Below are 21,660 nucleotides of genomic sequence, written 5' to 3'. Positions count from 1 at the left end.
GGGGAAGAGGGAAAGCGGGGCGCGGGGTGGGCGATGGTGACGACATCGCCCACCCCGCGCCCCGTTCGCGTGCTTCTCTACGGGGGCGGTCAGCCGCCCAGCAGGAGCGCCTGGTCCAAGGCCTGGAGGAAACGGTTCGTCGTGGCCCGGTCCCGGACCGCGAGCCGCAGCCAGTTCCGGTCGAGCCCCGGGAACGTGTCGCCCCGCCGGGCCGCGAAGCCGAGCAGGCGCAGCCGGTCCCGTATCGCGTCCGCCCCGTCGATCCGCAGCAGGACGAAGGGGCCCTCCGACCCGGCGACCGTCCGCACCTCGTCGAACTCCGCGAGACCGGCGAGCAGGTGCGCCCGCTCCACCCCGATCCGGTGCGCCGCGTGCTCGGCCTCCGCGAGCGCCAGCCGCGACATGCAGGCCTCCGCCGCGACCAGAGCAGGCGTCGACACCGGCCACAGCGGCTGCGCCCGCTCCAGCAGGGCGATCGTCTCCGGCGCGGCGAGGACGTACCCGATCCGCAGGCCCGCGAGCCCCCAGGTCTTGGTGAGGCTGCGCAGCACCACGAGCCCCGGGACGTCGGTCCGCCCGGCCAGCGACTCCCGCTCACCCGGCACCGCGTCCATGAACGCCTCGTCGACCACCAGCGTCCGGCCGGGCCGGGCCAGGGCGGCGATCGAGGCGGCGGGATGCAGGACGGAGGTCGGGTTCGTGGGGTTCCCGATCACCACCAGGTCCGCGTCCTCGGGCACGGCCGCCGGATCGAGCCGGAAACCGTTCTCCTCGCGCAGCAGCACCCGGCCCACCTCGTGCCCGGCGTCGCGCAGCGCCGCCTCCGGCTCGGTGAACTGCGGGTGCACCACCACGGGCCGACGCGCCGGCAGGGCCCGCGCGATCAGCACGAAGGCCTCCGCGGCGCCGGCCGTGAGCAGCACCCGGCCGGGCGGCAGATCGTGCCGCACGGCGACCGCGGCCCGCGCGGCCCGGCCGTCGGGATAGGCCGCGAGGCCGGTCAGCGAATCGGCGATTCTCTGTCTCAGCCAGTCCGGAGGGGTGTTCGTCCGGACGTTCACCGCGAGATCGATCAACTTCTCGTCCCGGACCTCGGCGTCACCGTGGTGGCGCAGGTCGTGGGCGTCGGAATGCGTGTGCGTGTCCATGGCCGCCGTCGTGTGGGGGGTGGGGATGGTGGGGGGTGAGCCAGGCTCGCCAGCGATGTACCCGTGAGCCCGGTGCAACAACCGTACGCCTGACGCGTGTTCGTGCGGACAAACCGGTACGCACGTGGCGATCGCACACGTAACGCGCCGCGATTTCCGCTTCGGCACGAGCAACACGGCCCGCGGGGACCCGTCGGACCCGTCGGACCCGTCGGACCCTCCGACCCCCGCGCCCGCCGTCAGCAGCGCCGCCGCCTCCGCCACCGACGGCGTCCCCGTCGCGTCCAGCGGCAGCGACGACGGATGCGGTACGGAGACGGCGGCCAGCTCCCCGGCCGGGAACCCCCGCACCGGAACCCCCAGCTCCCCGGCCGCGCCCGTGACGCCCGGCTCGGCGGCCCGCGCGTCCAGCGTCGCCAGCGACCGCACGGCCGCCCGCGTCAGACCCGCCTCCCGCAGCACCACGTCGACCAGCGCGAGCACTTCGTCCACCGGAACGCCCGACCTGGCCCCCACACCGAGGTGCGCGCACACCGTCCCATCCGATAGCAAAGGCCCATGGCTGTGGTCGTCGCGCTCGGCGCGTTCCTCATGACGCTCTTCGGCGGCTGGGTCGCGCAACGCGTCACCGACCGCCGCCACCTCGTCCTCGGTCTCGCCGGCGGACTCATGCTCGGCGTCGTCGGACTCGACCTCCTGCCGGAGGCCGTGGAGGCCGCGGGGGAAGAGGTGTTCGGCGTCCCGGAGGCCCTGCTGCTCTTCGTCGGAGGCTTCCTCTTCGCCCACGTGGTGGAGCGCCTCCTCGCGGTCCGCCAGGCGGCACACGGGGTCGGAGCCGACGAGAGGGTCCCGCAGGTCGGCCTCACCGCGGCCGCCGCGATGGTCCTGCACAGCCTCATGGACGGCATCGCCCTCGGCGCGGCCTTCCAGGTCGGCGGCGGCATGGGCGCCACCGTCGCGCTCGCCGTCATCACCCACGACTTCGCCGACGGCTTCAACACCTACACGATCACGAGCCTCTACGGGAACGCCCGCCGCAAGGCCATCGGGATGCTCGTCGCCGACGCGGTCGCCCCGATCCTCGGCGCCGCCTCCACCCTGCTGTTCACCCTTCCGGAGGAACTCCTCGGCAGCTATCTCGGCTTCTTCGGCGGCGCCCTGCTCTACCTCGCCGCCGCCGAGATCCTGCCCGAGGCCCACCACGAACACCCCGCCCGTTCGACCCTGCTGTGCACGGTCGCGGGCGTGGGCTTCATCTGGCTCGTGGTGGGCGTCTCCGGCGGCTGATCTCACGCGACCGGACCACCCGCGCACCGCGCGACGAACCGCGCGGCCACCTCCGGGGCACCCGCCCAGTGCGTGTGCACGTAACTGGCGTGCACCCCGCCCTGCACGAAGCCCTCGACACGCCGTTCCGGCTGCCGCAGCCCCCAGGCGGCCTGCGCCCCGGCGCCCGGCTCGATCACGGTCCGGTGGAACTCGTGCCCCCGCAGCCGCGCCCCGGCCGGGGCCAGCACGCTGTCGCTCACGGCGACGGCGTCGCGGTACCCGAGCGTCAGCCGCTCCGACATCCGCGCGTCCGCGTCGAGCACCCCGCACATGGGCGTCCCGTCGAGGGACCGCGCCAGGTACAGCAGCCCGGCACACTCGGCGGCGATCGGCGCCCCGGCCGCGGCGAGCTCGGCCACGGCCTTCCGCAACGGCTCGTTGGCGGACAGCTCGGCCCCGTACATCTCGGGGAAGCCGCCACCTATGACGAGCCCGGAGGTCCCCTCGGGCAGGCTCTCGTCCCGCAGCGGATCGAAGGTCACGACCTCGGCCCCGGCAGCGGTGAGCAGTTCGCCATGCTCGGCGTAGGAGAAGGTGAACGCGGCCCCACCGGCGACGGCGACCCGCCGTGGTGGGCAATCGTCCCGCAGGGCTGGGGGTACCTCCCAGGCGGAGCTCTGTGGGAGGGTGGGCGCCACAGGACCACCGGCGTGCAGCCGTCCCGCTACCTCCGGCACCCACGGCTCGGCGTTCAACGGCGGCGCCGACCGGGCAAGGGCCAGCAGCGCCTCCAGATCGCACCCGGCCCGCACCTGCTCCGCCTGCGCGGCCACCGCCTCCACCGCCGCAGCCTGCCGCTCGGCAACCGGCACCAGCCCCAGGTGCCGAGAAGGCGTGGCAACGGCAGGAGCCCGCCGCAGCACACCCAGCACCGGCACCCCCGACTCGCCCAGCGCCTCCCGCAGCAGATGCTCGTGCCGATCCGTGGCGACCTTGTTCAGGATCACCCCGCCGATCCGCACCTCCGGATCCCACGACGCGAACCCGTGCACGAGCGCCGCCACCGACCGCGACTGCGACGACGCGTCGACGACGAGCACCACCGGCGCTTTGAGCAGCTTGGACACCTGTGCGGTGGAGGCCAGTTCACCCTGATCGGCGGCACCGTCGTAGAGGCCCATCACCCCTTCGACGACCGCCAGGTCGCACCCGCGCGCGCCGTGCGCGAAGAGCGGCGCGATCAGCCCCGTACCGCACATGTACGCGTCGAGGTTGCGCCCCGGGCGGCCGGTCGCGAGCGCGTGGTAGCCCGGGTCGATGTAGTCGGGCCCGACCTTGTGCGGGGACACGGCCAGACCACGGCCCGCGAACGCGGCCATCAGGCCGGTCGCGACCGTGGTCTTGCCCGCGCCGGACGACGGCGCGGCGATGACGAGACGTGCTACCACTCGATGCCCCGCTGGCCCTTCTGACCGGCGTCCATCGGGTGCTTGACCTTGGACATGTCGGTGACGAGATCGGCGAAGTCGACCAGCTCCTGCGGCGCGTTGCGCCCGGTGATGACGACGTGCTGGTGACCGGGACGGTCGCGGAGGACCTCGACGACCTCCTTGGTGTCGATCCAGCCCCAGTGCAGCAGGTAGGCGAACTCGTCGAGGACGTAGAACTTGTACCGCTCCTCGGCGAGGTCCCGCTTGACCTGCTCCCAGCCCTCGCGGGCCTTGTCCTCGTGCGACTGCTCGCCCTCGGCGACCTCGCGCTGGATCCAGGACCAGCCCTCGCCCATCTTGTTCCAGGTGACCGTGCCGCCCTTGCCGGTCTCGCCGAGCGCCTTGAGGGCGTTCTCCTCGCCGACCTTCCACTTGGCGGACTTGACGAACTGGAACACCCCGATCGGCCAGCCCTGGTTCCAGGCGCGCAGCGCCATGCCGAACGCGGCGGTCGACTTCCCCTTGCCGACGCCCGTGTGCACCATCACGAGTGCGCGGTTGCGGCGCTGACGGGTGGTGAGACCGTCGTCGGGCACGACGGTCGGCTGTCCCTGCGGCATTAAGCGGCCCTCCTGGTTGTCTGATCTGCTGCCTGTACGTCCCTGACGAGGCCGGCGATCGAGTCGGCCCGCAGCTCGTCCAAGGTGACGGCGGTGCCGCCGAGTTCGCGTGCGAGGCTCCCGGCGAGCCCGAGCCGCACCGGACCGGTCTCGCAGTCCACGACCACGCTCGCCGTGCCCTCGGCGGCGTGCAGCCGCGCCGCCCTGGCGGCCAGCGCCACCGGGTCGGCGCCGCCGCTGGTCGCCCGCCCGTCGGTCACGACGACGAGCAGCGGGCGGCGCGAGGGGTCGCGCAGCCGCTCGATCCGCAGGACGTCATGGGCCTTGAGGAGCCCGGCCGACAGCGGCGTACGGCCACCGGTCGGGAGCGTCTCCAGCCGGGAAGCGGCCGCGTCCACGGACGAGGTCGGCGGCAGCGCGAGGTCCGCGGTACGGCCCCGGAAGGTGATCAGGCCGACCTTGTCGCGCCGCTGGTAGGCGTCGAGGAGCAGGGAGAGCACGGCCCCCTTCACGGCGCTCATCCGCTGCCGGGCCGCCATCGAGCCTGAGGCGTCCACGGCGAAGAGCACGAGGTTCCCCTCACGACCCTCACGGGTCGCCTGCCGCAGGTCGTCCCGCCGGACGACGAGCCCGGGACCGGTCCGCCCGCGCGCCCGCTGGTGCGGGGCGGCGGCCTGCACGGTCGCCGCGAGATGCAGCTTGGTCAGGGCGCCCCGGGGCCGGGTGGCCCCGGTGGTACGGCCGTGTTCGGTACGGGCCCGGGAGCGGCGCCCGGCGGCGCCCTCGCCGAGACCGGGCACGCTCAGCATCTTCGTACGGAAGGGCTCGGCGGCCTGGACGGCCGCGCGCTCACCGGCGCCGGAGCCCCGCGGGGCGGGCGCGGGAGCCTCGGCCGGGGCGGGGGCCTCGTCGGGCACACCGTCCGTCTCGGGGCCGGGGCCTTCGCCCTGCGGCGGAATGCCACCGCCACCGCCGGGACCGCCGTCACCCGGACCGTCGGGCTCCGGGTCCTCGTCGGGGTCGGTCTGCGGCTCCTCGCCCTTGAACTGCTCCAGGGTCTCGTCGAGCTTGTCCTCGTCGAGGCCGGGCGCGTCGAAGGGGTTGCGGCGCCGCCGGTGGGGGAGGGCCAGGAGGGCGGCCTGCCGCACGTCCTCGGAGGTGACCCCCGTCCGCCCGGCCCAGGCGGCGAGGGCGGTCGCCGCCCGCGCCATCACGATGTCGGCGCGCATGCCGTCGACCTCGAACGCGGCGCAGGTCGCGGCGATCTGGAGCAGCGCGGCGTCCCCGAGGACCACCTTCGGGAGCAGGTCGCGGGCGGCGATGATCCGCTCGCGCAGATCGGCCTCCTCACCGGCCCAGCGCGCGGCGAACGCGGCCGGGTCGTCCTCGAAGGCGAGCCGCCGCCGGACGACCTCCACCCGCTGCTCGGGCACGCGGGAAGCGGCGACCTCCACGGTCAGCCCGAACCGGTCGAGCAACTGCGGCCGCAGCTCGCCCTCTTCGGGGTTCATGGTCCCGACGAGAAGGAAACGGGCGGCATGGCGCACGGAGACGCCCTCGCGCTCGACGTGGGAGGCGCCCATGGCGGCGGCGTCGAGGAGGTGGTCGATCAGGTGATCGCTCAGCAGGTTGACCTCGTCGACGTACAGGATGCCCCGGTGGGCCGCCGCGAGGAGCCCCGGCTCGAAGGCCTTCACGCCCTCGGCGAGCGCCTTCTCGATGTCGAGCGCGCCGACGAGCCGGTCCTCGGACGCGCCGACGGGCAACTCGACCATCCGCGCGGCCCGTTCGGCCCCGGGGGCGCCGTCGTGCGGCCCGTCGGGGCAGCCGGGGTCGGGCGAGACCGGGTCGCAGCTGAAGCGGCAGCCGGCCACCACCGGTACCACCGGAAGCAGATCGGCGAGCGCGCGGACGGCCGTGGACTTGGCGGTCCCCTTCTCGCCCCGGACGAGCACACCGCCCACCGCCGGACTGACCGCGTTCAGCAGCAGCGCGAGCCGCAGGTCGTCCATGCCGACGACGGCGGTGAACGGAAACCGGGTGCTCATCGGGCGGTCACTCCTTCAAGTTCGATCAGATGATGCGAGAGGGCCGGCCGGCCCGGGATGACGCCTGGCCGTTCGCGCGCTCCGGCGCCGCGAGCGTGTGCCGTCGCCAGAGCGGCAGGCGGCCACGGCCCGGCGGTCGCCGACGGCGGGCAACCACCCACAGGGGCCACCCGCACCGGACTCTCCGAGTCGCACGGGTGGTGCGGGTGGGAACCCGAGCCCGGCCGGAGGCCGGGCGCACGCCCCGCGCGGCCCCGCCGCGCTCCCCCCACCCCGCAACCGGCACTCACGGCGCACCCGGCGGCACGAACGGCAGCCCCGCCGGGGCCCCCTCCTCGATCAGCCGCAGCAGCGCGTCCGTGTCCGCGTGCTCCTCGATCAGGTCGCCGAGCCGGTCCAGCTGCTCTTCCCGCAGCGTGCCGAACGACGTGTCCGGGGCGGGCACGAACCGACGCCCCGCCGCCGCCGCGACCTCCCGCAGGAACGCCCGGCGGAACCCGTCGCTCTCCAGCGAGCCGTGCCAGTGCGTGCCCCACACGGAGCCGACCCGGCATCCGTCGAGGAACGCCTCGCCGCCGCCCACCTCCGCGACGCCGTGATGGATCTCGTACCCCTCGACCCGTTCCCCGAGCGCCTCGCCGACCGGCCGCGCCAGGGTCTTCTCGCGCGCGAACCGCACCCGTACGGGCAGCAGCCCGAGCCCGTCGACGGCCCCGGCCTTCGACTCGACCTCGTCCTCGATGTGCTCGCCGAGCACCTGGAACCCGCCGCAGATCCCGAGCACCGGCCGCCCTTCGGCCGCGCGCCGGGCCAGCTCGCCGGCCAGCCCCCGCTCCCGCAGCCAGGCGAGCGCCTTGACCGTCCCCCGGGTCCCCGGCACGACGACGAGGTCGGCGTCGACGAGTTCCTCCGGCCGGTCCACGAACCGGACGACGACACCCGGCTCGGCGGCCAGCGCGTCGACGTCGGTGAAGTTCGACATGAGCGGGACGGCGCACACGGCGACCCGCAGCACGTCCGCGCCGACCGGCGGCGCGACGACGGACTCGCGCACGGTGCCGCGCAGCGAGACCCGGAGCCCGTCCTCCTCGTCGATGCCGAGCCCGTGCGCGTACGGCAGGACACCGAAGGTCCGGCGCCCGGTCAGCCCGTACAGCATGTCGAGCCCGGGTTCGAGCAGGGTCACGTCACCCCGGAACTTGTTCACGAGGTATCCGGCGACGAGCGACTGGTCCTCGGGGCTCAGCAGCGCCGTCGTCCCGAAGAACTGGGCGAAGACCCCGCCCCGGTCGATGTCGCCGACCACGACGACGGGTAGCCGCGCGGCCCGCGCGATGCCCATGTTCACGATGTCCGTGCGCCGCAGGTTGATCTCGGCCGGACTGCCCGCCCCCTCGCAGATCACGGCGTCGTACATGCCCCGGAGTTCCTCCAGGCACGCCATGACCGGCTCGAAGAGCTCCTTCTGCCGCCCCCCGCGCAGTGCCTTCCCGGGGGACGACCCCCCGGACCCCCCGAAGAACCCGCGTGCGCTCATCTCGCCCACCGGCTTGCCCATCAGGACGACCTGGCTGGAGCGGTCGCTGCCCGGCTTGAGCAGGACCGGGTTCATGAGCGCGGTCGGCTCGACCCGGGCGGCCTGCGCCTGCATGGCCTGGGCCCGCCCGATCTCGGCGCCCTCGCGGGTCACGAAGGAGTTGAGGGACATGTTCTGCCCCTTGAACGGCGCCACCTTCAGGCCCTTGCGGACCAGCCAGCGGCAGATGCCGGCCGTCACGACGCTCTTGCCGGCGTCGGACGTGGTCCCGGCGACCAGCAGGCCCCCACCCCTCATGCGTTCCTCCGCTTCGCGCGCTTCACGGCACCGATGATCATGCGGCCGCCGACACAGGCGGCCAGGGTCAGTACGGTCACCCGGCGGGAGAGCCGGACCGCCCGGTCGATGTCGGCGACCTCGACGGGCCGCCCTTCCCCGTTGAGCACGGGCCGGTGCTCGACCCGCCCGCCGTACGAGAGGGTCCCCCCGAGCCGTACGCCGAGGGCGCCCGCGAAGGAGGCCTCGACGGGGCCCGCGTTGGGGCTCGGGTGCTTGTCGGCGTCCGCCCGCCAGGCCCGTACGGCCCCGCGCGGATTGCCTCCGGCGAGCGTCGCGGCGACGGCCGTCAGCCGGGCCCCGGGCCAGCCGGCCACGTCGTCGAGCCGGGCCGAGGCCCAGCCGAAGCGGCGGTGGCGCGGGGACTTGTGGCCGACCATCGCGTCGAGGGTGTTGACCGCCCGGAAGGCGACGAGGCCCGGCACGCCCGCGACGGCACCCCAGAAGAGGGCGCCGACCACGGCGTCGGAGGTGTTCTCGGCGACGGACTCGACGACCGCGCGGGCCATCGCGGGGCCGTCCAGGGACTGCGGGTCGCGCCCGCACAGGTGCGGCAGCCGCTCCCGGGCGACCTCCAGGTCCCCGACGGCGAGCGCCCCGCCGATCGCGCGGGCCTCCCGCCCCAGGGTCGTGCCGCCGACGACGGCCCAGACGGAGGCGGCGGTCAGCGCCACGGCGGCGGCCGGCCGGTCCCGTACGGCCCGGGCGGCGAGTGCGCCGAGGGCGGCGGTGGAGCCGGCGCAGACGGCGGTGTGCAGGGCGCCCCAGCCGCGGTGGTCGTGGTGCAGGCGCTGCTCGACGGCGGCGGCCGCGCGGCCGAAGACGGCGACGGGATGTCCGCGGCGGGGATCGCCGACGAGCCGGTCGACGGCGAGCCCGAGGGCCGCGCCGTACGCGAATCCGTCCCGGGAGAGGCGGCTGGCTCTGATGCGGCCGGGCATGGCGCAGGTCCTCACTCAGGGTCCGCGCCCTGGATCGACGTGACCGGCGGCGAGAGTTCCTGACTCCCGGACCCTTCGGATCCGGTCACAGTGGCGGGACCGCGCCGGATTCGCACCGGACTTCCTCTGCTGCCGCCGTAATGGCCTCGGCAGTCCACCACGGCCCGCGAACACCCGTCAACCCACCCTTGACCTGCGACAGGTCACTGTGCGAAGCACCACAGACACGGGCCCCGGCAAGCACCACGAACACGGCGGCCGGGCGGCCCGCACCCGAAGGTGCGGACCGCCCGGCCGATGTACTGCGGAGTGGCGAGGACCGTCAGGCGACGATCAGGTAGATGCCGTAGGCCACGGCCGCCAGGCACGCGGCGAAGCAGGCGTAGGCGCCGGTCCGGGCCATCGTGGCCGAGCCGCCCTGGGCGGCGGCCTGCTCCTGCTTGGAGAGGCCGATGATGCCGAGGGTGAAGAGGCCCACGAGGGCGACGGTCGCCACGAGGCTGACTCCGAAGACGGAGCCGAGAGCTGCCCAGTCGATCTTCATGTCGTTGGTTCCTTACACCGCTGCGGCGGGGGCCGGGGGAGCGGCCGGGTCCGTGGGAACCGGCGAGGGGATGGTGGTCTTCAGGTCCTCGTCCGCGACGGCGGCGACGGAACCGGCCGGCGGCGGGGTGACGGCCGCGATCGCGGTGGTCACCACACCCGCGGGCTCGGACTCGCCGTCGAGGTCGTCGTCGGTGACGTTGTTGTGGTCGACCGGCTTGCGGCGGGACAGCGACCAGATGACGGCCGAGCCGGAGACCAGCAGGACCGCGACGGCGGCGATGCCCCAGGGACCCTGCTTGGTGAGGAACTCGGCGCCGGCGCCGACCAGGCCCGCGGCGGGCAGGGTCAGACCCCAGGCGACGAACATCCGGGTCGCGGTCGACCAGCGGACGACACCGCCCTTGCGGCCGAGGCCCGCGCCCATCACGGCACCCGAGCAGGACTGGGTGGTGGAGAGGGAGAAGCCGAGGTGCGAGGAGGCCAGGATGACCGTGGCGGCGCTGGTCTGGGCGGCGAAGCCCTGCTGCGGCTGGAGGTCGGTGAGGCCCTTGCCCATGGTGCGGATGATGCGCCAGCCGCCGAGGTAGGTGCCGAGCGCGATCGCGACGCCGGCGGCGACGATGACCCAGAGGGGCGGGTTGGAGCCGGGGGCGACGACGCCCTGGGTGACCAGGGCGAGGGTGATGATGCCCATCGTCTTCTGGGCGTCGTTGGTGCCGTGGGCGAGGGAGACGAGACCCGCGGAGGCGATCTGGCCGACCCGGTAGCCCTTGGCGGTGTGCTTCGTGTCGGTGTTGGCGCCGATCTTGTACGTCAGCCGGGTGGCCAGCATCGCGGCGAGGCCGGCGACGAGCGGCGCGGCGATGGCGGGGATGAGGACCTTGGTGACGATGGTCGGGCCGTTCACGGCCGACCAGCCGGCCGACATGACCGCGGCGCCGATGAGGCCGCCGAAGAGGGCGTGGGAGGAGCTGGACGGCAGGCCCACGAGCCAGGTCAGCAGGTTCCACAGGATGGCGCCCACGAGCGCCGCGAAGATCACTTCTGTACGAATGCCCTCTTCGTTGATGATCCCGCCGGAGATCGTCTTGGCGACCTCCACGGACAGGAACGCGCCGACGAGGTTCAGCACGGCGGACATGGCCACCGCCGTCTTGGGCTTCAGGGCACCGGTCGAGATGGTCGTGGCCATCGCGTTGGCGGTGTCGTGGAAACCGTTCGTGAAATCGAACACGAGAGCTGTCACGACCACAATGGCGAGCAGCAGCGTGATGTGTTCCATTTACCCAGGCAATCGTTTGACGTCAGTGGCTCGACGAACGTAGGCAACCTGAGTGAACGGAAGGTGAACTGGGGCGGGCGGCGTGGTGTCCCCATCCGGTGTCAAGAGATTCCGCTTAGGGCCCCGTCCGAGGGGGTGTCCACGATGCGGTCGCCCTGCGACCCCGGGTAATCCGGCTCCCGCAAGGCACCGGCGACGCGGCCCGGTTCGTCCCCCGCCGCCCCGTTCCGCCCCCTGGACCGAACCATCCGACCGGGGGACCCCGCCGAGGAGACCCATGTCACTCCCCGGGGTGCCCCGGGGAGTGACACCCCGGCCGGGTCCGCCCGGTGGCAGGCCGCCCGAGACCTGCCGACACTGGGAGCGTGCGCCCGGCTACAGCGACGGCAGCGGCCGTCACCACCCTGATCGGTGTCGGTGCGGCCGCGGTAGCGGCCGGCCGGTACGCCAGCGACGTCGCCCTCAAGGTGCCGTCCGGACGACCACTCCCGGGAGACCCCAGACTCACCGTGCACGCCACGGAACCCGAACGGATCACCCTCACCCGCAGCCTCGCCTCGCTGCGCCCCGGCACGTACGGGATCCAGGCCCCCGGCCTGCACGCCGTCATCGGCCCCGTCCTCGACCGCGTCCCGCACACCGCCGACTCCGTCGTCCGCCGCCTGGAACGGGTCGAGCTCGGCGTCCTCGGCCCCGGCGCCCGCGTCCGCCTCACCCCCCAGCTCCACTGCGGCACACCGATCGGCGCCCTCGGCCTCGCCCACGAGGACGTCGAGGTCCCCGGCGAGCTCGGCCCCCTGCCCGGCTGGCTCGTGGCCGCCCCGCGCACCACGTGGGTGATCGCGCTGCACGGCCTCGGCACCACCCGCGAGCACCCTCTGAACGTCGTCCCCTTCTACAACCGCCGCAAGATCCCGGTCCTCGTCCCCTCCTACCGCGGCGACGAAGGGGCGCCCGCTTCCCCGGACGGTCTCGCCCACCTCGGCGACTCCGAGTGGCGGGACGTCGACGCCGTCATCCGCTACGCCGTCCGCCGCGGCGCCGACAAGGTCGTCCTGCACGGCTGGGGGACCGGCGCCGCGATGGCCCTGCGCGCCGCCGTCGAGTCGGGCGTACGGGACCGGATCAGGGGCCTCGTCCTCGACTCCCCGGTCCTGGACTGGGAGGCCACCCTCCGCGGCCTCGCCACGGCCCACCACGTCCCCGGACCCCTGCTCCCGCTCGCCGTCCGCGCCGCCCAGGGCCGGACGGGGCCCCACGGGGACCGGCTCCAGGCCGCCTCGGAACCGGGCGCCCTGCGCGTCCCGGTCCTCCTCCTGCACGGCCCCGACGACACGCTCGCCCCCTGGGAGTCGTCCGTCGAGCTCGCCGCCCGCCGCCCCGATCTGGTCACCCTGCACACGGTCCGGCACGCCCCGCACGCGGCGATGTGGAACGCCGACCCCGTCCGCTACGAAGAGGCCCTGCGCCGCTTCCTCACCCCCCTGCTCTGACGACACGCACCCCCCTGCTCCGAAGGCCGTTCTGACGGGGCTGCGGATTCCGATTGGGCTTTCGGGCCGTCAGCGGGAAGACTGCCCCCGTGACGTCTCGAAAGCCCGATGAACCATTGGCGCGCAACTCCAGACTCCGACTCGTCCGCCCGCGGGCGCTGGCCACCGCCCGACGGGCCGTGACGACCCGGCGCACCCGGCCGGCGCCGCGGCCGCCCGAGGGCACTCCGCCCCGCGCGGAACTCGCCCGCCAGGCCCGGCACGTCCTCGCCGACGCCGTACGGATCGCCCGCTGGGCCGCCGTCGAGCGCGGCCCCGAATCCGCCCTCCGTACGGGCGCCGAAGCCGTCACCGCCCAGGAACGGGCCGCGGCCGCACTGGACCTGACGCCCGGCCAGATCCGGGCCGGCTGGGACCGCGCCAGGCTCGCGGGACTCGTCGAGCTCCACGGCGACACCGCCCGCCCCGGCTGGCGCCTGCACGCGTGGGACCGCGACGACTCCGCCGTCCTGCGCGGCTGGGTCGCCCTCTTCGACGCCTGGTCCCTGGTCCACCCGGCCCCCGAGGGCGTCGCGCCGAGCGCGGTCGCCGAGGTCGTCGAGGCCGTCCCGCAGGTGCTCTCCCTGCTCCAGCTCTCCCAGGGCCCGGTGCTCGTCCCGGCGCTCCTGGACCTGCTCGGCCAGCGCGTCGAGGAGCTGCGCGAGGAGCGCTGCGAGGTCCCCGTGACCGACCAGACCCCCGGGCCGGCCACGGACACCGCCCCCGAGCCCCCCGAGACGCCTCGCGGCACGGACGGGCTCCCCGCCCTCCTCGACTGGGCCCTGGAAGGCCTGGCGGCCGTCGGCGCGCTCACCCTCGACCCCGGCGCGGACGCCCGGCACGCCACCCTGACCCCCCTCGGGAACTGGGCGGTCTGGGTCAAGCTGGAGCAGATCTGCGTCGCCGCGCAGAGCCCCGCGGGCAACATCGAGCAGTCCGCCGAGGACATGCTCCGCGGCTGCGCCCGGCTCACCCCGGGACCGGCCCGCGCCGAGTACCGCGCCTGGCTCGCGGCCCGCACCCTCTCCAGCGCGGTCGGCGAGCTGCTCGCCGTCGCGAGGGGCGAGGACGCCCTCCTGCGCGGCCTCGCCTTCGAGGCGCTCCGGGTCGTCGGAGCCCCCGCCGAGGCCGAGGTCCGGGCCACCGTCGCCGAGCCCTCCCTGCGTCCGTACGCGCTGCTCTGGCTGGCGGAGTACGAGGGTGCCGACCCCGACGACGCCCAGGAGGTGCTCACCCGCGAGGAGGCGACCTGGCTCTGGGTGGACACGGCCGCGGCCGTCGCCGACCACGGCGAGAGCGAGCTGCTCGTCCGCCACCTCGAATCCGCCGTCCAGGGCACCGTCCCCGCGCTGCTCGACGAGGTCAGGGCCGTCGGCCACCCCCGGACCGTCCAGGTCCTGGTCGCCCTGGCCGCGGCCCACCCGGACCCCGCCCTGTCCAAGGCGGTCCGCAGGGCCGCCTTCCAGGTCCACACCGGCGGAGCCTGACGCGCACCGAACGACGACGCCCGGCGCCGCCGATCCGTTACTCGGCGGCGCCGGGCGTGTACGTCCCGAAGCTCCAGATGTTGCCCTCGGCGTCCCGGGCCGTGTAGTCCCGCGAGCCGTACTCCTGGTCCGTGGGCGGCAGCACGATCTCGACGCCGTGGGCGACGGCCCGCGCGTGGTGCTCGTCCACGTCGTCCACGTGCACGAAGACGCCCACCGGGCCCCCGCCCGCCATCAGCTTGTCGAACTCGCTGCCCGTGCCCTTGCTGCCGAGCATCACCATGCCGTTCCCGTACGCGAGCTCGGCGTGCGCGATCAGCCCGTCCTCGGCCTCGTACACGGCGTTCGCCGTGAAGCCGAAGCCCTCCGTGAGCAGCTTGATCGCGCCCTTCGCGTCCTCGTACGTCAGCGTCGGACAGATGTGGGGTGCCTCAGCCATCCCGATCACTTCCTCTCGATTCAGCCGAATGTGACCTGGATCTCAGTCTCTCAGCCCCCACCGGTAACTCAGCGGAAGGTGTTGCACTGGGCCATGTCGCCGGTCTTGTACCCCTGGTAGAACCACTGCTGCCGCTGCGCCGCCGAGCCGTGCGTCCAGTTCTCCGGGGTCACCCGGCCCTGGAACCTCTCCTGGATCCGGTCGTCGCCGACCGCGGCCGCCGCGTCGAGACCGTCCCGGATGTCGTCGTCGGTGAGCCGCGTCAGCAGCGGCCGGCCCGTCCTGTCGTCGGGGGTGGTCGTCGCGTGCCGCGCCCACACCCCGGCGTAGCAGTCGGCCTGGAGCTCGACCCGGACGGCGTTGGAGTTCGCACCGGTCCGCCCGTCCTGGGCGCGGCCGAGGGTCCCCATCAGGTTCTGGACATGGTGGCCGTACTCGTGGGCCACCACGTACGCCTGGGCGAAGGGTCCGCCGCTCGACCCGAACTTCGTCCGCAGCTCGTCGAAGAAGCCCAGGTCCAGATAGACCTGGCGGTCGCCGGGGCAGTAGAAGGGCCCGACGGCCGAGGTCGCCGAGCCGCACGCGGTCCCGACCCGCTGGGTGAACATCACCGTGGCGGCGCTCCCGTAGGTCCCGCCCCGCCGCGCGTACTCGGTCCGCCAGAAGTCCTGGAGGCTGTTGACGACGGCGACGATCCGGCAGTCCTCGCGGGCGTTCGCGTCCGAGCCCTTCTTGCAGGTCTGGTTCACCTGGGCCGCGGAGGACGAGGTCGCGACCGGTTCTTCGCCGCTGTCGGTGAGCCCGAGCTGGTCGGGGCCGACGCCGAAGAGCACGCCCAGGATCAACGCGATGAAGCCGATGATGCCGCCGCCGACCGTCGCCTTGCCGCCCGGGACGCGACTGCTCCGGACGTCCTTGACCTCCGAGGTGTCCAGGTCGGCGTCGTCGTCGAACTGCACGGTCCACCACCCTCCGCGTCACTGCCGCGGCAGTGGCCGCCGCCCTGCGCCGAGTATCGGTCGATCTTTCACCTTTCGCCCCTTTTGGGGGAGATGGGAGAGAAGGGGCTGGAATGTGAGAAAGCTCCGATCTCGCCATCGAACACCCACATGGCCGAAAACCAGTTGCAGGAGGCCGTTAGACTGGCCGTATGGCCACTCTCCCCGTGCATTAGCGGCGTCGAAGCCCGTCAATAACCGTCCTTCCGCCGTTTCCCATCGCCCTGGAGTCTGTCCGTGATCACCGCCACCGGCATCGAGCTGCGCGCCGGCGCCCGCGTCCTCCTCGAGTCCGCTTCCTTCCGCGTCGCCAAGGGCGACCGCATCGGCCTCGTCGGCCGCAACGGAGCGGGCAAGACGACCCTCACCAAGTGCCTCGCGGGCGAGGGGCAGCCCGCCGCCGGCGCCATCGCCCGCTCCGGCGAGGTCGGCTACCTCCCGCAGGACCCGCGCACCGGTGACCTGGACGTCCTGGCCCGCGACCGCATCCTCTCCGCCCGCGGCCTCGACACCCTCCTCAAGAAGATGCGGGCGAACGAGGAGCGCATCGCGACCGGCTCCGGCGGCACCCGCGACAAGGCCATGCGGCAGTACGAGCGCCAGGAGACCGAGTTCCTGACCAAGGGCGGTTACGCGGCCGAGGCCGAGGCCTCCACCATCGCCGCCGCCCTCGGCCTGCCCGACCGGGTCATGGGCCAGCCGCTGCACACCCTCTCCGGCGGTCAGCGCCGCCGCGTCGAGCTCGCCCGGATCCTCTTCTCGGACGCCGACACGCTCCTCCTCGACGAGCCCACGAACCACCTCGACGCCGACTCCATCGTCTGGCTGCGCGACTACCTGAAGACCTACCGCGGTGGCTTCATCGTCATCTCCCACGACGTCGACCTCGTCGAGACCGTCGTCAACAAGGTCTTCTACCTGGACGCCAACCGCACCACGATCGACGTCTACAACATGGGCTGGAAGCTCTACCAGCAGCAGCGCGAGGCCGACGAGAAGCGCCGCAAGCGCGAGCGGCAGAACGCCGAGAAGAAGGCCGCGTCCCTCAACTCGCAGGCCGACAAGATGCGCGCCAAGGCCACCAAGACCGTCGCCGCGCAGAACATGGCCAAGCGCGCCGAGCGTCTGCTCTCCGGCCTGGAGGCCGTGCGCGCCTCCGACAAGGTCGCCAAGCTCCGCTTCCCGGACCCCGCGCCCTGCGGCAGGACGCCGCTGACCGCCGAGGGGCTCTCCAAGTCCTACGGCTCGCTCGAGATCTTCACCGACGTGGACCTCGCCATCGACAAGGGCTCCCGCGTCGTCATCCTCGGCCTCAACGGCGCGGGCAAGACGACCCTGCTGCGCCTCCTCGGCGGTGTCGAGAAGCCCGACACGGGCCAGGTCACCCCGGGCCACGGCCTGAAGCTCGGCTACTACGCCCAGGAGCACGAGACGCTCGACCCCGAGCGGACCGTCCTGGAGAACATGCGCTCCGCCGCGCCCGACCTCGACCTCGTCGCCGTCCGCAAGACGCTCGGTTCGTTCCTCTTCTCCGGCGACGACGTCGACAAGCCGGCCGGGGTGCTCTCCGGCGGCGAGAAGACCCGTCTCGCGCTCGCGACCCTGGTCGTCTCCTCGGCGAACGTGCTGCTCCTCGACGAGCCGACCAACAACCTCGACCCGGCCAGCCGCGAGGAGATCCTCGGCGCCCTGCGGACGTACAAGGGCGCGGTCGTCCTCGTCACCCACGACGAGGGCGCGGTCGAGGCGCTCGACCCGGAGCGGATCATCCTGCTCCCGGACGGCGTCGAGGACCTGTGGGGCGCGGACTACGCGGACCTGGTCGCCCTGGCCTGACCCGGCTCGCGGCCCCGGAAGCGCCCACCGGCGGGTTCCTGGGTCCGAAGTGATCATTCAGGGCTGGATCATTCGGCTCATGGGTGATCCTTCATCTGAGTGAGGGCGTCTCGTACACCCCGGCGCGGTGCTCTGCCGAATCCTTCCGGCAGACCCGCGCCGTACGTGTGTTCCCCCTGCGGCGTTGACCTGGCACTTCCCGCCCCGGGCGCCGCGGAGTCCGCTTTCCGCCTGTGCGGAATCAGTGCTTCCGGTCGTGACGAGGGCGTGCTGCTCCAGCAACCCGGCGGCACGGACCTTGTCGAATGGGTGGCCAGGACGGCGGGGAGGGGTGATCATGAGAAGTCCAGAGCGCACTTCCCATGAGGAGGCACGGGTGGCCGAGACTCTGAAGAAGGGCAGCCGGGTGACCGGCGCCGCGCGCGACAAGCTCGCGGCAGACCTGAAGAAGAAGTACGACTCCGGTGCGAGCATCCGGGCGCTGGCCGAGGAAACCGGCCGCTCCTACGGATTCGTCCACCGGATGCTGAGCGAGTCCGGAGTCACGCTGCGCGGACGCGGCGGAGCGACCCGGGGCAAGAAGGCAGCCTCGGTCTGAGTCATCGGGGCGGCTCGACCGGCCACCGGGTCTCTCGGTGGCCACCCGGTCGGCCTCGCGGTCGGCCAGGTGGTTACTGTGCAGTCACTTAGCTCTCGTAAGTGCTGCACCGGAACCGGAGGCGCCCCATGACTTCGCTCGACGACTCTGAGCTCGTATTCGACAAGGACGGTGTACGGCTCACCGTCGAGGACGCCGTTGCCACGGTGACCCTGACCAACCCGGCGAAGCGCAACGCTCAGTCTCCCGCTCTGTGGCGGGCGTTGACAGAAGCCGGCCGGTCGTTGCCCGGCAGCGTGCGGGTCGTGGTCCTGCGCGGAGAGGGAAAGTCCTTCTCCGCGGGGCTCGACCGGCAGGCGTTCACGCCCGAGGGCTTCGACGGAGAGCCGTCCTTCCTCGATCTCGCGCGCGGTTCCGACGAGGACCTCGACGCGGAGATCGCCGAGTACCAGGAGGCGTTCACCTGGTGGCGCCGTAGCGACCTCGTGTCGATCGCGGCCGTACAGGGGCACGCCATCGGCGCGGGCTTCCAGCTCGCTCTCGCCTGCGACCTGCGGGTCGTCGCCGAGGACGTGCAGTTCGCCATGCGCGAGACGAGCCTGGGTCTCGTCCCGGACCTGACCGGGACGCACCCGCTCGTCTCGCTCGTCGGCTATGCCCGCGCGCTGGAGATCTGCGCCACCGGTCGCTTCGTCCACGCGGAGGAGGCCGAGCGCATCGGTCTCGCCAACATCGCCGTGCCCGCGGAAGAACTCGACGCGACGGTACGGGACCTGAGCGCCGCCCTGCTCGCGGCGCCGCGCGCCGCGGTCAACGAGACCAAGGCGCTCCTTCAGGCTGCCGCCGGACGCTCGTACGAGGAGCAGCGCACCGCCGAGCGCGCCGCGCAGGCCCGCCGCCTGCGCGACCTCGCCGGCCTCGGCGACTGACGCCCCCCGCGAGGCACCCCCTTACCGCAGCTCCGAGATCAGCACCGTGACCGCCGTCGCCTCCTGGGTGGCGGCGGTCACGGCGTTCCGCACGGCACGGGCCACGTCCAGGGGGCGGTGGCCCGCCGTCACCGCCAGCTCGACCCGCACCCGGCCGGAGGCCCGGTGGACGGGCGGGCCCAACGCGTCCGTCACGCCCGCCACGCCTTCGACCCGCAGGGCCGCCAGCGCGGCGGGATCGTCCGTCGCGGGGGAGGGTCGCCCGGGTGGGGGAGCGGCCGGCCCGGAAATATCCGGGGCCGCGTCGAGCAGGTCCGTCACCCGCAGGTCCACGGCGGCCACCACGAGCCCGAGCGCGTCCTCGGCCGCCGCGAGCAGGGCCGTACGCAGCTCGGCGGAGAGCTCCGGAAGGGGCCGCCCGGCCACCGCCCCGAAATCCGCCGAGATCCGCAGCGGCCCCGGCGGCACCCCGCCCAGCGGCACCGGAAGGGCATCGGCTCCCGTATCCGCTCCCGTATCCGCTCCCGTATGGGGCCCGATACGGAGCTCGCCGGGCGCGACTCCCCGTACGGCCGCAGCGACCCCGTCGAGAACCGTCCGCGCCGCACGCTCCGTGATCCAGGCCCCGTCCTCCGGGGCCCCGAGCGGCAGCAACCTGCCCGACGCGAGCCGGTCCCGTACCGCCGCCGTCCAACCCTCAGCCGTCGTCATTACCCCAGCCTGCCGTATACCTGGGGCGAGACCGGGCAGCCGCCCTTAGTGTGGGCAAAGAACCCCGAAATATCCCAGAAGGGGCGAAATGCAATGACGGAATCCACGCACTCCGGTGACAGCACGACCGACGAACCGCGCCGGACCTCCGTGACCAAGCGGGGCGGCGGCGCCGCGGCCACCCGGGGCAGGACCACGATCGCCGACGGCGTCGTGGAGAAGATCGCCGGCCTCGCCGCACGCGATGTGGACGGCGTCCACGCCATGGGCAGCGGCCTCTCCCGCACCTTCGGCGCCGTACGCGACCGCGTACCCGGCGGAGGCGGCGGCAAGTCGAGCGTCACCCGAGGGGTGAAAGCCGAGGTCGGCGAGGTGCAGACCGCGCTCGACCTGGAGATCGTCGTCGACTACGGCGTGTCCATCGCCGATGTCGCGGGCGACGTACGGGAGAACGTCATCGCCGCCGTGGAGCGGATGACCGGCCTCGAGGTCGTCGAGGTCAACATCGCGGTCAGCGACGTGAAGCTCCCGGACGAGGAGGAGGAAGAGCCGGAGCAGAGGCTCCAGTAGCCGTCGGCGGCCCGTCCGTCGAACAGGCCTCGAAAGGGGACAGGAATGAGCATGGCGGTGGTCGGCCTGGTGGCCGGCATGGCCCTGGGTTTCGCCGGGTACTTCGGCGGCTTCGGGGCGTTTCTGCTGGTCGCGGCCCTGGGCGCGATCGGCTTCGTGGCCGGGCGCTTCCTCGACGGCGACCTCGAAGCAGGCGACCTGTTCCGGGGCCGCGAACGCGGCGACCGGCGGCGGTGACCCGGGGTGGCAGCGGACCCGGTACGTGACCGCGGGGCGACCACGATCGCCGACCGGGTCGTCGCGAAGATCGCCTCCCAGGCCGCGCGGGAGGCGCTGGAAGCCGTCCCCGAGGGCGGCTCGGCGCCGCACACCTCGGTCGTCGTCCACCGGGACGTCGCCCGGGTCTCGGTGAGCCTCGAACTCGCCTACCCGTCCGACATCGGCCGCCAGTGCGGGGCCGTCCGGGGCCGGGTTCGCAGCCGCGTGGAGGACCTCGTGGGCATGGAGGTCCACGAGGTCGCCGTCCACGTGGAACGCCTCCACTCCACGCTCACGCACCAGACCACCCCGAGGGGCCGCCTCTCATGACCACCACCCCGGACCCGCCCCCGGACCCGGACGCCCCCCGCGCCGACGCCACCCCCGGCACCGGCGCCCCACCTCGCGACGGGGCCGCCGCCCCTCGCGACGGGGCCTCGGCCTTCGACAAGGCCGAGCCCTCCGATGGGCCCTCGGCCTTCGACAAGGCCGAGCCCTCCGATGGGCCCTCGGCTTCCGACGGGCCCGACGGGACCTCCGGCTCCGACGGCGCAGGGTCTCCCGACTCCGTGCCCGTACTCCCCGGTGCCGCAGGGCCGCGCGTGCGCCGCTTCTGGGCGGTGCGGCGTATCCCCGCCGCCGTCCTCGCGGCCGTCGTGCTCGGCGGGGCGGGGCTGTTGCTGTACGACGTGGCGGCCGTCCGGGCCGAGCGGTCCGCCATGGCCTGGCGGCGCGAGCTCGCCGAGGGGCTCGCGAGCAAGCCCCTCGACAGCGCCGCGGTCGTCATCGGCGCCGCCGTCGCCGTCCTGCTCGGCGTCTGGCTGCTGATCCTGGCCGCCACCCCCGGACTGCGCGCCGTCCTCCCCATGCGCCGCGCACACGTCGACGTACGGGCCGGGCTCGACCGTGAGGCCGCCGCCCTCGCCCTGCGCGACCGCGCCATGGAGGTCTCCGGGGTCCAGTCCGTCCGGGTCCGCGTGGGCCGATCCAAGGTGGGCGTCCGCGCCGTCTCGCACTTCCGGGTGCTCGACGAGGTCCGCGCCGACGTGGAGACCGTCCTCGCCACCGGCGTCGACGAGCTCGGCCTCGCCCACCCGCCCGCGCTGACCGTACGGGTGACCCGACCCCCCAGGAAGGGGTGAACC

General features: G+C 73.7%; 21 protein-coding genes and 1 riboswitch. Of the genes, 10 read left to right on the top strand and 11 right to left on the bottom strand.

The window, feature by feature from the left end; genetic code table 11:
- Nucleotides 1–89 precede the first annotated feature (89 nt).
- A complete protein-coding gene (gene cobC, locus ACIBG6_RS24010; protein WP_399224600.1) occupies nucleotides 90–1,640 on the bottom strand; it encodes an Rv2231c family pyridoxal phosphate-dependent protein CobC in 1,551 nt (516 codons plus the stop codon).
- Between the two features lie 66 nt (nucleotides 1,641–1,706).
- Here cobC and ACIBG6_RS24005 point away from each other — a divergent pair, with 66 nt between their 5' ends.
- On the top strand, nucleotides 1,707–2,435 hold the full coding sequence (locus ACIBG6_RS24005; protein ID WP_399224599.1) for a ZIP family metal transporter: 729 nt from the start codon (nucleotides 1,707–1,709) through the stop codon (nucleotides 2,433–2,435).
- 2 nt (nucleotides 2,436–2,437) lie between these two features.
- Here the strand turns inward: ACIBG6_RS24005 and ACIBG6_RS24000 are convergent, their stop codons facing one another.
- The 7 genes from ACIBG6_RS24000 to ACIBG6_RS23970 all read right to left on the bottom strand — a co-directional run bounded on the left by ACIBG6_RS24000 (nucleotide 2,438) and on the right by ACIBG6_RS23970 (nucleotide 11,157).
- Nucleotides 2,438–3,865: a cobyrinate a,c-diamide synthase gene (locus ACIBG6_RS24000; RefSeq protein ID WP_399224598.1), complete on the bottom strand. Its 1,428-nt coding sequence runs from the start codon at nucleotides 3,863–3,865 to the stop codon at nucleotides 2,438–2,440.
- Complete coding sequence (cobO, locus tag ACIBG6_RS23995) at nucleotides 3,859–4,467, bottom strand: cob(I)yrinic acid a,c-diamide adenosyltransferase (RefSeq protein WP_399224597.1); 609 nt, start codon at nucleotides 4,465–4,467, stop codon at nucleotides 3,859–3,861. Before cobO ends, ACIBG6_RS24000 begins: the two co-directional genes overlap by 7 nt.
- Nucleotides 4,467–6,515, bottom strand: coding sequence for a putative cobaltochelatase (locus ACIBG6_RS23990; protein WP_399224596.1), 2,049 nt, complete (start codon nucleotides 6,513–6,515; stop codon nucleotides 4,467–4,469). Before ACIBG6_RS23990 ends, cobO begins: the two co-directional genes overlap by 1 nt.
- Nucleotides 6,516–6,801: 286 nt before the next feature.
- Entirely contained in the window at nucleotides 6,802–8,349 is a 1,548-nt protein-coding gene (locus ACIBG6_RS23985; RefSeq protein WP_399224594.1) for a cobyric acid synthase, read from the bottom strand.
- The gene (locus ACIBG6_RS23980) at nucleotides 8,346–9,329 is read right to left on the bottom strand and encodes a cobalamin biosynthesis protein (RefSeq protein ID WP_399224593.1); all 984 of its coding nucleotides are present in this window, start codon (nucleotides 9,327–9,329) and stop codon (nucleotides 8,346–8,348) included. Before ACIBG6_RS23980 ends, ACIBG6_RS23985 begins: the two co-directional genes overlap by 4 nt.
- A 33-nt stretch (nucleotides 9,330–9,362) precedes the next feature.
- Nucleotides 9,363–9,495, bottom strand: a riboswitch (cobalamin riboswitch).
- Between the two features lie 156 nt (nucleotides 9,496–9,651).
- The gene (locus ACIBG6_RS23975; protein WP_399224592.1) at nucleotides 9,652–9,873 is read right to left on the bottom strand and encodes a hypothetical protein; all 222 of its coding nucleotides are present in this window, start codon (nucleotides 9,871–9,873) and stop codon (nucleotides 9,652–9,654) included.
- A 12-nt stretch (nucleotides 9,874–9,885) separates the two neighbouring features.
- Nucleotides 9,886–11,157: an anion permease gene (locus tag ACIBG6_RS23970; protein WP_399224591.1), complete on the bottom strand. Its 1,272-nt coding sequence runs from the start codon at nucleotides 11,155–11,157 to the stop codon at nucleotides 9,886–9,888.
- 365 nt (nucleotides 11,158–11,522) lie between these two features.
- Here ACIBG6_RS23970 and ACIBG6_RS23965 point away from each other — a divergent pair, with 365 nt between their 5' ends.
- Nucleotides 11,523–12,650, top strand: coding sequence for an alpha/beta hydrolase (locus ACIBG6_RS23965; RefSeq protein ID WP_399224590.1), 1,128 nt, complete (start codon nucleotides 11,523–11,525; stop codon nucleotides 12,648–12,650).
- Nucleotides 12,651–12,739: 89 nt separating this feature from the next.
- Nucleotides 12,740–14,176: a hypothetical protein gene (locus ACIBG6_RS23960; protein ID WP_399224589.1), complete on the top strand. Its 1,437-nt coding sequence runs from the start codon at nucleotides 12,740–12,742 to the stop codon at nucleotides 14,174–14,176.
- A gap of 37 nt (nucleotides 14,177–14,213) precedes the next feature.
- Here the strand turns inward: ACIBG6_RS23960 and ACIBG6_RS23955 are convergent, their stop codons facing one another.
- Both ACIBG6_RS23955 and ACIBG6_RS23950 read right to left on the bottom strand, forming a co-directional pair.
- On the bottom strand, nucleotides 14,214–14,615 hold the full coding sequence (locus ACIBG6_RS23955; RefSeq protein ID WP_399224588.1) for a VOC family protein: 402 nt from the start codon (nucleotides 14,613–14,615) through the stop codon (nucleotides 14,214–14,216).
- A 68-nt stretch (nucleotides 14,616–14,683) separates the two neighbouring features.
- On the bottom strand, nucleotides 14,684–15,574 hold the full coding sequence (locus tag ACIBG6_RS23950; protein ID WP_399224587.1) for a neutral zinc metallopeptidase: 891 nt from the start codon (nucleotides 15,572–15,574) through the stop codon (nucleotides 14,684–14,686).
- Between the two features lie 276 nt (nucleotides 15,575–15,850).
- On the opposite strand from ACIBG6_RS23950, the gene ACIBG6_RS23945 reads away from it, so the two are divergent.
- The 3 genes from ACIBG6_RS23945 to ACIBG6_RS23935 all read left to right on the top strand — a co-directional run bounded on the left by ACIBG6_RS23945 (nucleotide 15,851) and on the right by ACIBG6_RS23935 (nucleotide 18,976).
- Nucleotides 15,851–17,449: an ABC-F family ATP-binding cassette domain-containing protein gene (locus tag ACIBG6_RS23945; RefSeq protein WP_024756250.1), complete on the top strand. Its 1,599-nt coding sequence runs from the start codon at nucleotides 15,851–15,853 to the stop codon at nucleotides 17,447–17,449.
- A gap of 376 nt (nucleotides 17,450–17,825) precedes the next feature.
- Nucleotides 17,826–18,047: a helix-turn-helix domain-containing protein gene (locus tag ACIBG6_RS23940; RefSeq protein ID WP_024756249.1), complete on the top strand. Its 222-nt coding sequence runs from the start codon at nucleotides 17,826–17,828 to the stop codon at nucleotides 18,045–18,047.
- Between the two features lie 128 nt (nucleotides 18,048–18,175).
- Nucleotides 18,176–18,976 (top strand): enoyl-CoA hydratase/isomerase family protein, encoded by an 801-nt coding sequence (locus ACIBG6_RS23935; protein WP_317594110.1) that lies wholly within the window; start codon nucleotides 18,176–18,178, stop codon nucleotides 18,974–18,976.
- Between the two features lie 21 nt (nucleotides 18,977–18,997).
- On the opposite strand, the gene ACIBG6_RS23930 is transcribed toward ACIBG6_RS23935, so the two are convergent.
- The gene (locus tag ACIBG6_RS23930; protein ID WP_399224585.1) at nucleotides 18,998–19,687 is read right to left on the bottom strand and encodes a hypothetical protein; all 690 of its coding nucleotides are present in this window, start codon (nucleotides 19,685–19,687) and stop codon (nucleotides 18,998–19,000) included.
- A gap of 93 nt (nucleotides 19,688–19,780) precedes the next feature.
- Between ACIBG6_RS23930 and ACIBG6_RS23925 the strand changes: the two genes are divergently transcribed.
- The 4 genes from ACIBG6_RS23925 to ACIBG6_RS23910 are packed head-to-tail and all read left to right on the top strand — an operon-like array spanning nucleotide 19,781 to nucleotide 21,657.
- The gene (locus ACIBG6_RS23925; protein ID WP_399224583.1) at nucleotides 19,781–20,257 is read left to right on the top strand and encodes an Asp23/Gls24 family envelope stress response protein; all 477 of its coding nucleotides are present in this window, start codon (nucleotides 19,781–19,783) and stop codon (nucleotides 20,255–20,257) included.
- Nucleotides 20,258–20,302: 45 nt separating this feature from the next.
- The gene (locus ACIBG6_RS23920) at nucleotides 20,303–20,494 is read left to right on the top strand and encodes a hypothetical protein (protein WP_116161682.1); all 192 of its coding nucleotides are present in this window, start codon (nucleotides 20,303–20,305) and stop codon (nucleotides 20,492–20,494) included.
- Between the two features lie 6 nt (nucleotides 20,495–20,500).
- Complete coding sequence (locus ACIBG6_RS23915; RefSeq protein ID WP_399224582.1) at nucleotides 20,501–20,845, top strand: Asp23/Gls24 family envelope stress response protein; 345 nt, start codon at nucleotides 20,501–20,503, stop codon at nucleotides 20,843–20,845.
- On the top strand, nucleotides 20,842–21,657 hold the full coding sequence (locus ACIBG6_RS23910) for a DUF6286 domain-containing protein (RefSeq protein ID WP_399224581.1): 816 nt from the start codon (nucleotides 20,842–20,844) through the stop codon (nucleotides 21,655–21,657). The genes ACIBG6_RS23915 and ACIBG6_RS23910 overlap by 4 nt, the downstream gene beginning before the upstream one ends.
- The last annotated feature ends 3 nt before the right edge of the window (nucleotides 21,658–21,660 follow it).

This window comes from Streptomyces sp. NPDC050842, assembly GCF_044456565.1.
Classification (GTDB): Bacteria; Actinomycetota; Actinomycetes; order Streptomycetales; family Streptomycetaceae; genus Streptomyces.
This window is presented reverse-complemented; position numbering and strand designations above follow the sequence as displayed.

What these genes read in the sequence shown, in the direction of transcription:
- ACIBG6_RS24005 (WP_399224599.1), top strand. Translation starts at nt 1,707, where the DNA reads ATGGCTGTGGTCGTCGCGCTCGGCGCGTTCCTCATGACGCTCTTCGGC.
- cobO (WP_399224597.1), bottom strand. Translation starts at nt 4,467, where the DNA reads ATGCCGCAGGGACAGCCGACCGTCGTGCCCGACGACGGTCTCACCACC.
- ACIBG6_RS23990 (WP_399224596.1), bottom strand. Translation starts at nt 6,515, where the DNA reads ATGAGCACCCGGTTTCCGTTCACCGCCGTCGTCGGCATGGACGACCTG.
- ACIBG6_RS23985 (WP_399224594.1), bottom strand. Translation starts at nt 8,349, where the DNA reads ATGAGGGGTGGGGGCCTGCTGGTCGCCGGGACCACGTCCGACGCCGGC.
- ACIBG6_RS23980 (WP_399224593.1), bottom strand. Translation starts at nt 9,329, where the DNA reads ATGCCCGGCCGCATCAGAGCCAGCCGCCTCTCCCGGGACGGATTCGCG.
- ACIBG6_RS23975 (WP_399224592.1), bottom strand. Translation starts at nt 9,873, where the DNA reads ATGAAGATCGACTGGGCAGCTCTCGGCTCCGTCTTCGGAGTCAGCCTC.
- ACIBG6_RS23970 (WP_399224591.1), bottom strand. Translation starts at nt 11,157, where the DNA reads ATGGAACACATCACGCTGCTGCTCGCCATTGTGGTCGTGACAGCTCTC.
- ACIBG6_RS23955 (WP_399224588.1), bottom strand. Translation starts at nt 14,615, where the DNA reads ATGGCTGAGGCACCCCACATCTGTCCGACGCTGACGTACGAGGACGCG.
- ACIBG6_RS23935 (WP_317594110.1), top strand. Translation starts at nt 18,176, where the DNA reads ATGACTTCGCTCGACGACTCTGAGCTCGTATTCGACAAGGACGGTGTA.
- ACIBG6_RS23930 (WP_399224585.1), bottom strand. Translation starts at nt 19,687, where the DNA reads ATGACGACGGCTGAGGGTTGGACGGCGGCGGTACGGGACCGGCTCGCG.
- ACIBG6_RS23925 (WP_399224583.1), top strand. Translation starts at nt 19,781, where the DNA reads ATGACGGAATCCACGCACTCCGGTGACAGCACGACCGACGAACCGCGC.
- ACIBG6_RS23920 (WP_116161682.1), top strand. Translation starts at nt 20,303, where the DNA reads ATGAGCATGGCGGTGGTCGGCCTGGTGGCCGGCATGGCCCTGGGTTTC.
- ACIBG6_RS23910 (WP_399224581.1), top strand. Translation starts at nt 20,842, where the DNA reads ATGACCACCACCCCGGACCCGCCCCCGGACCCGGACGCCCCCCGCGCC.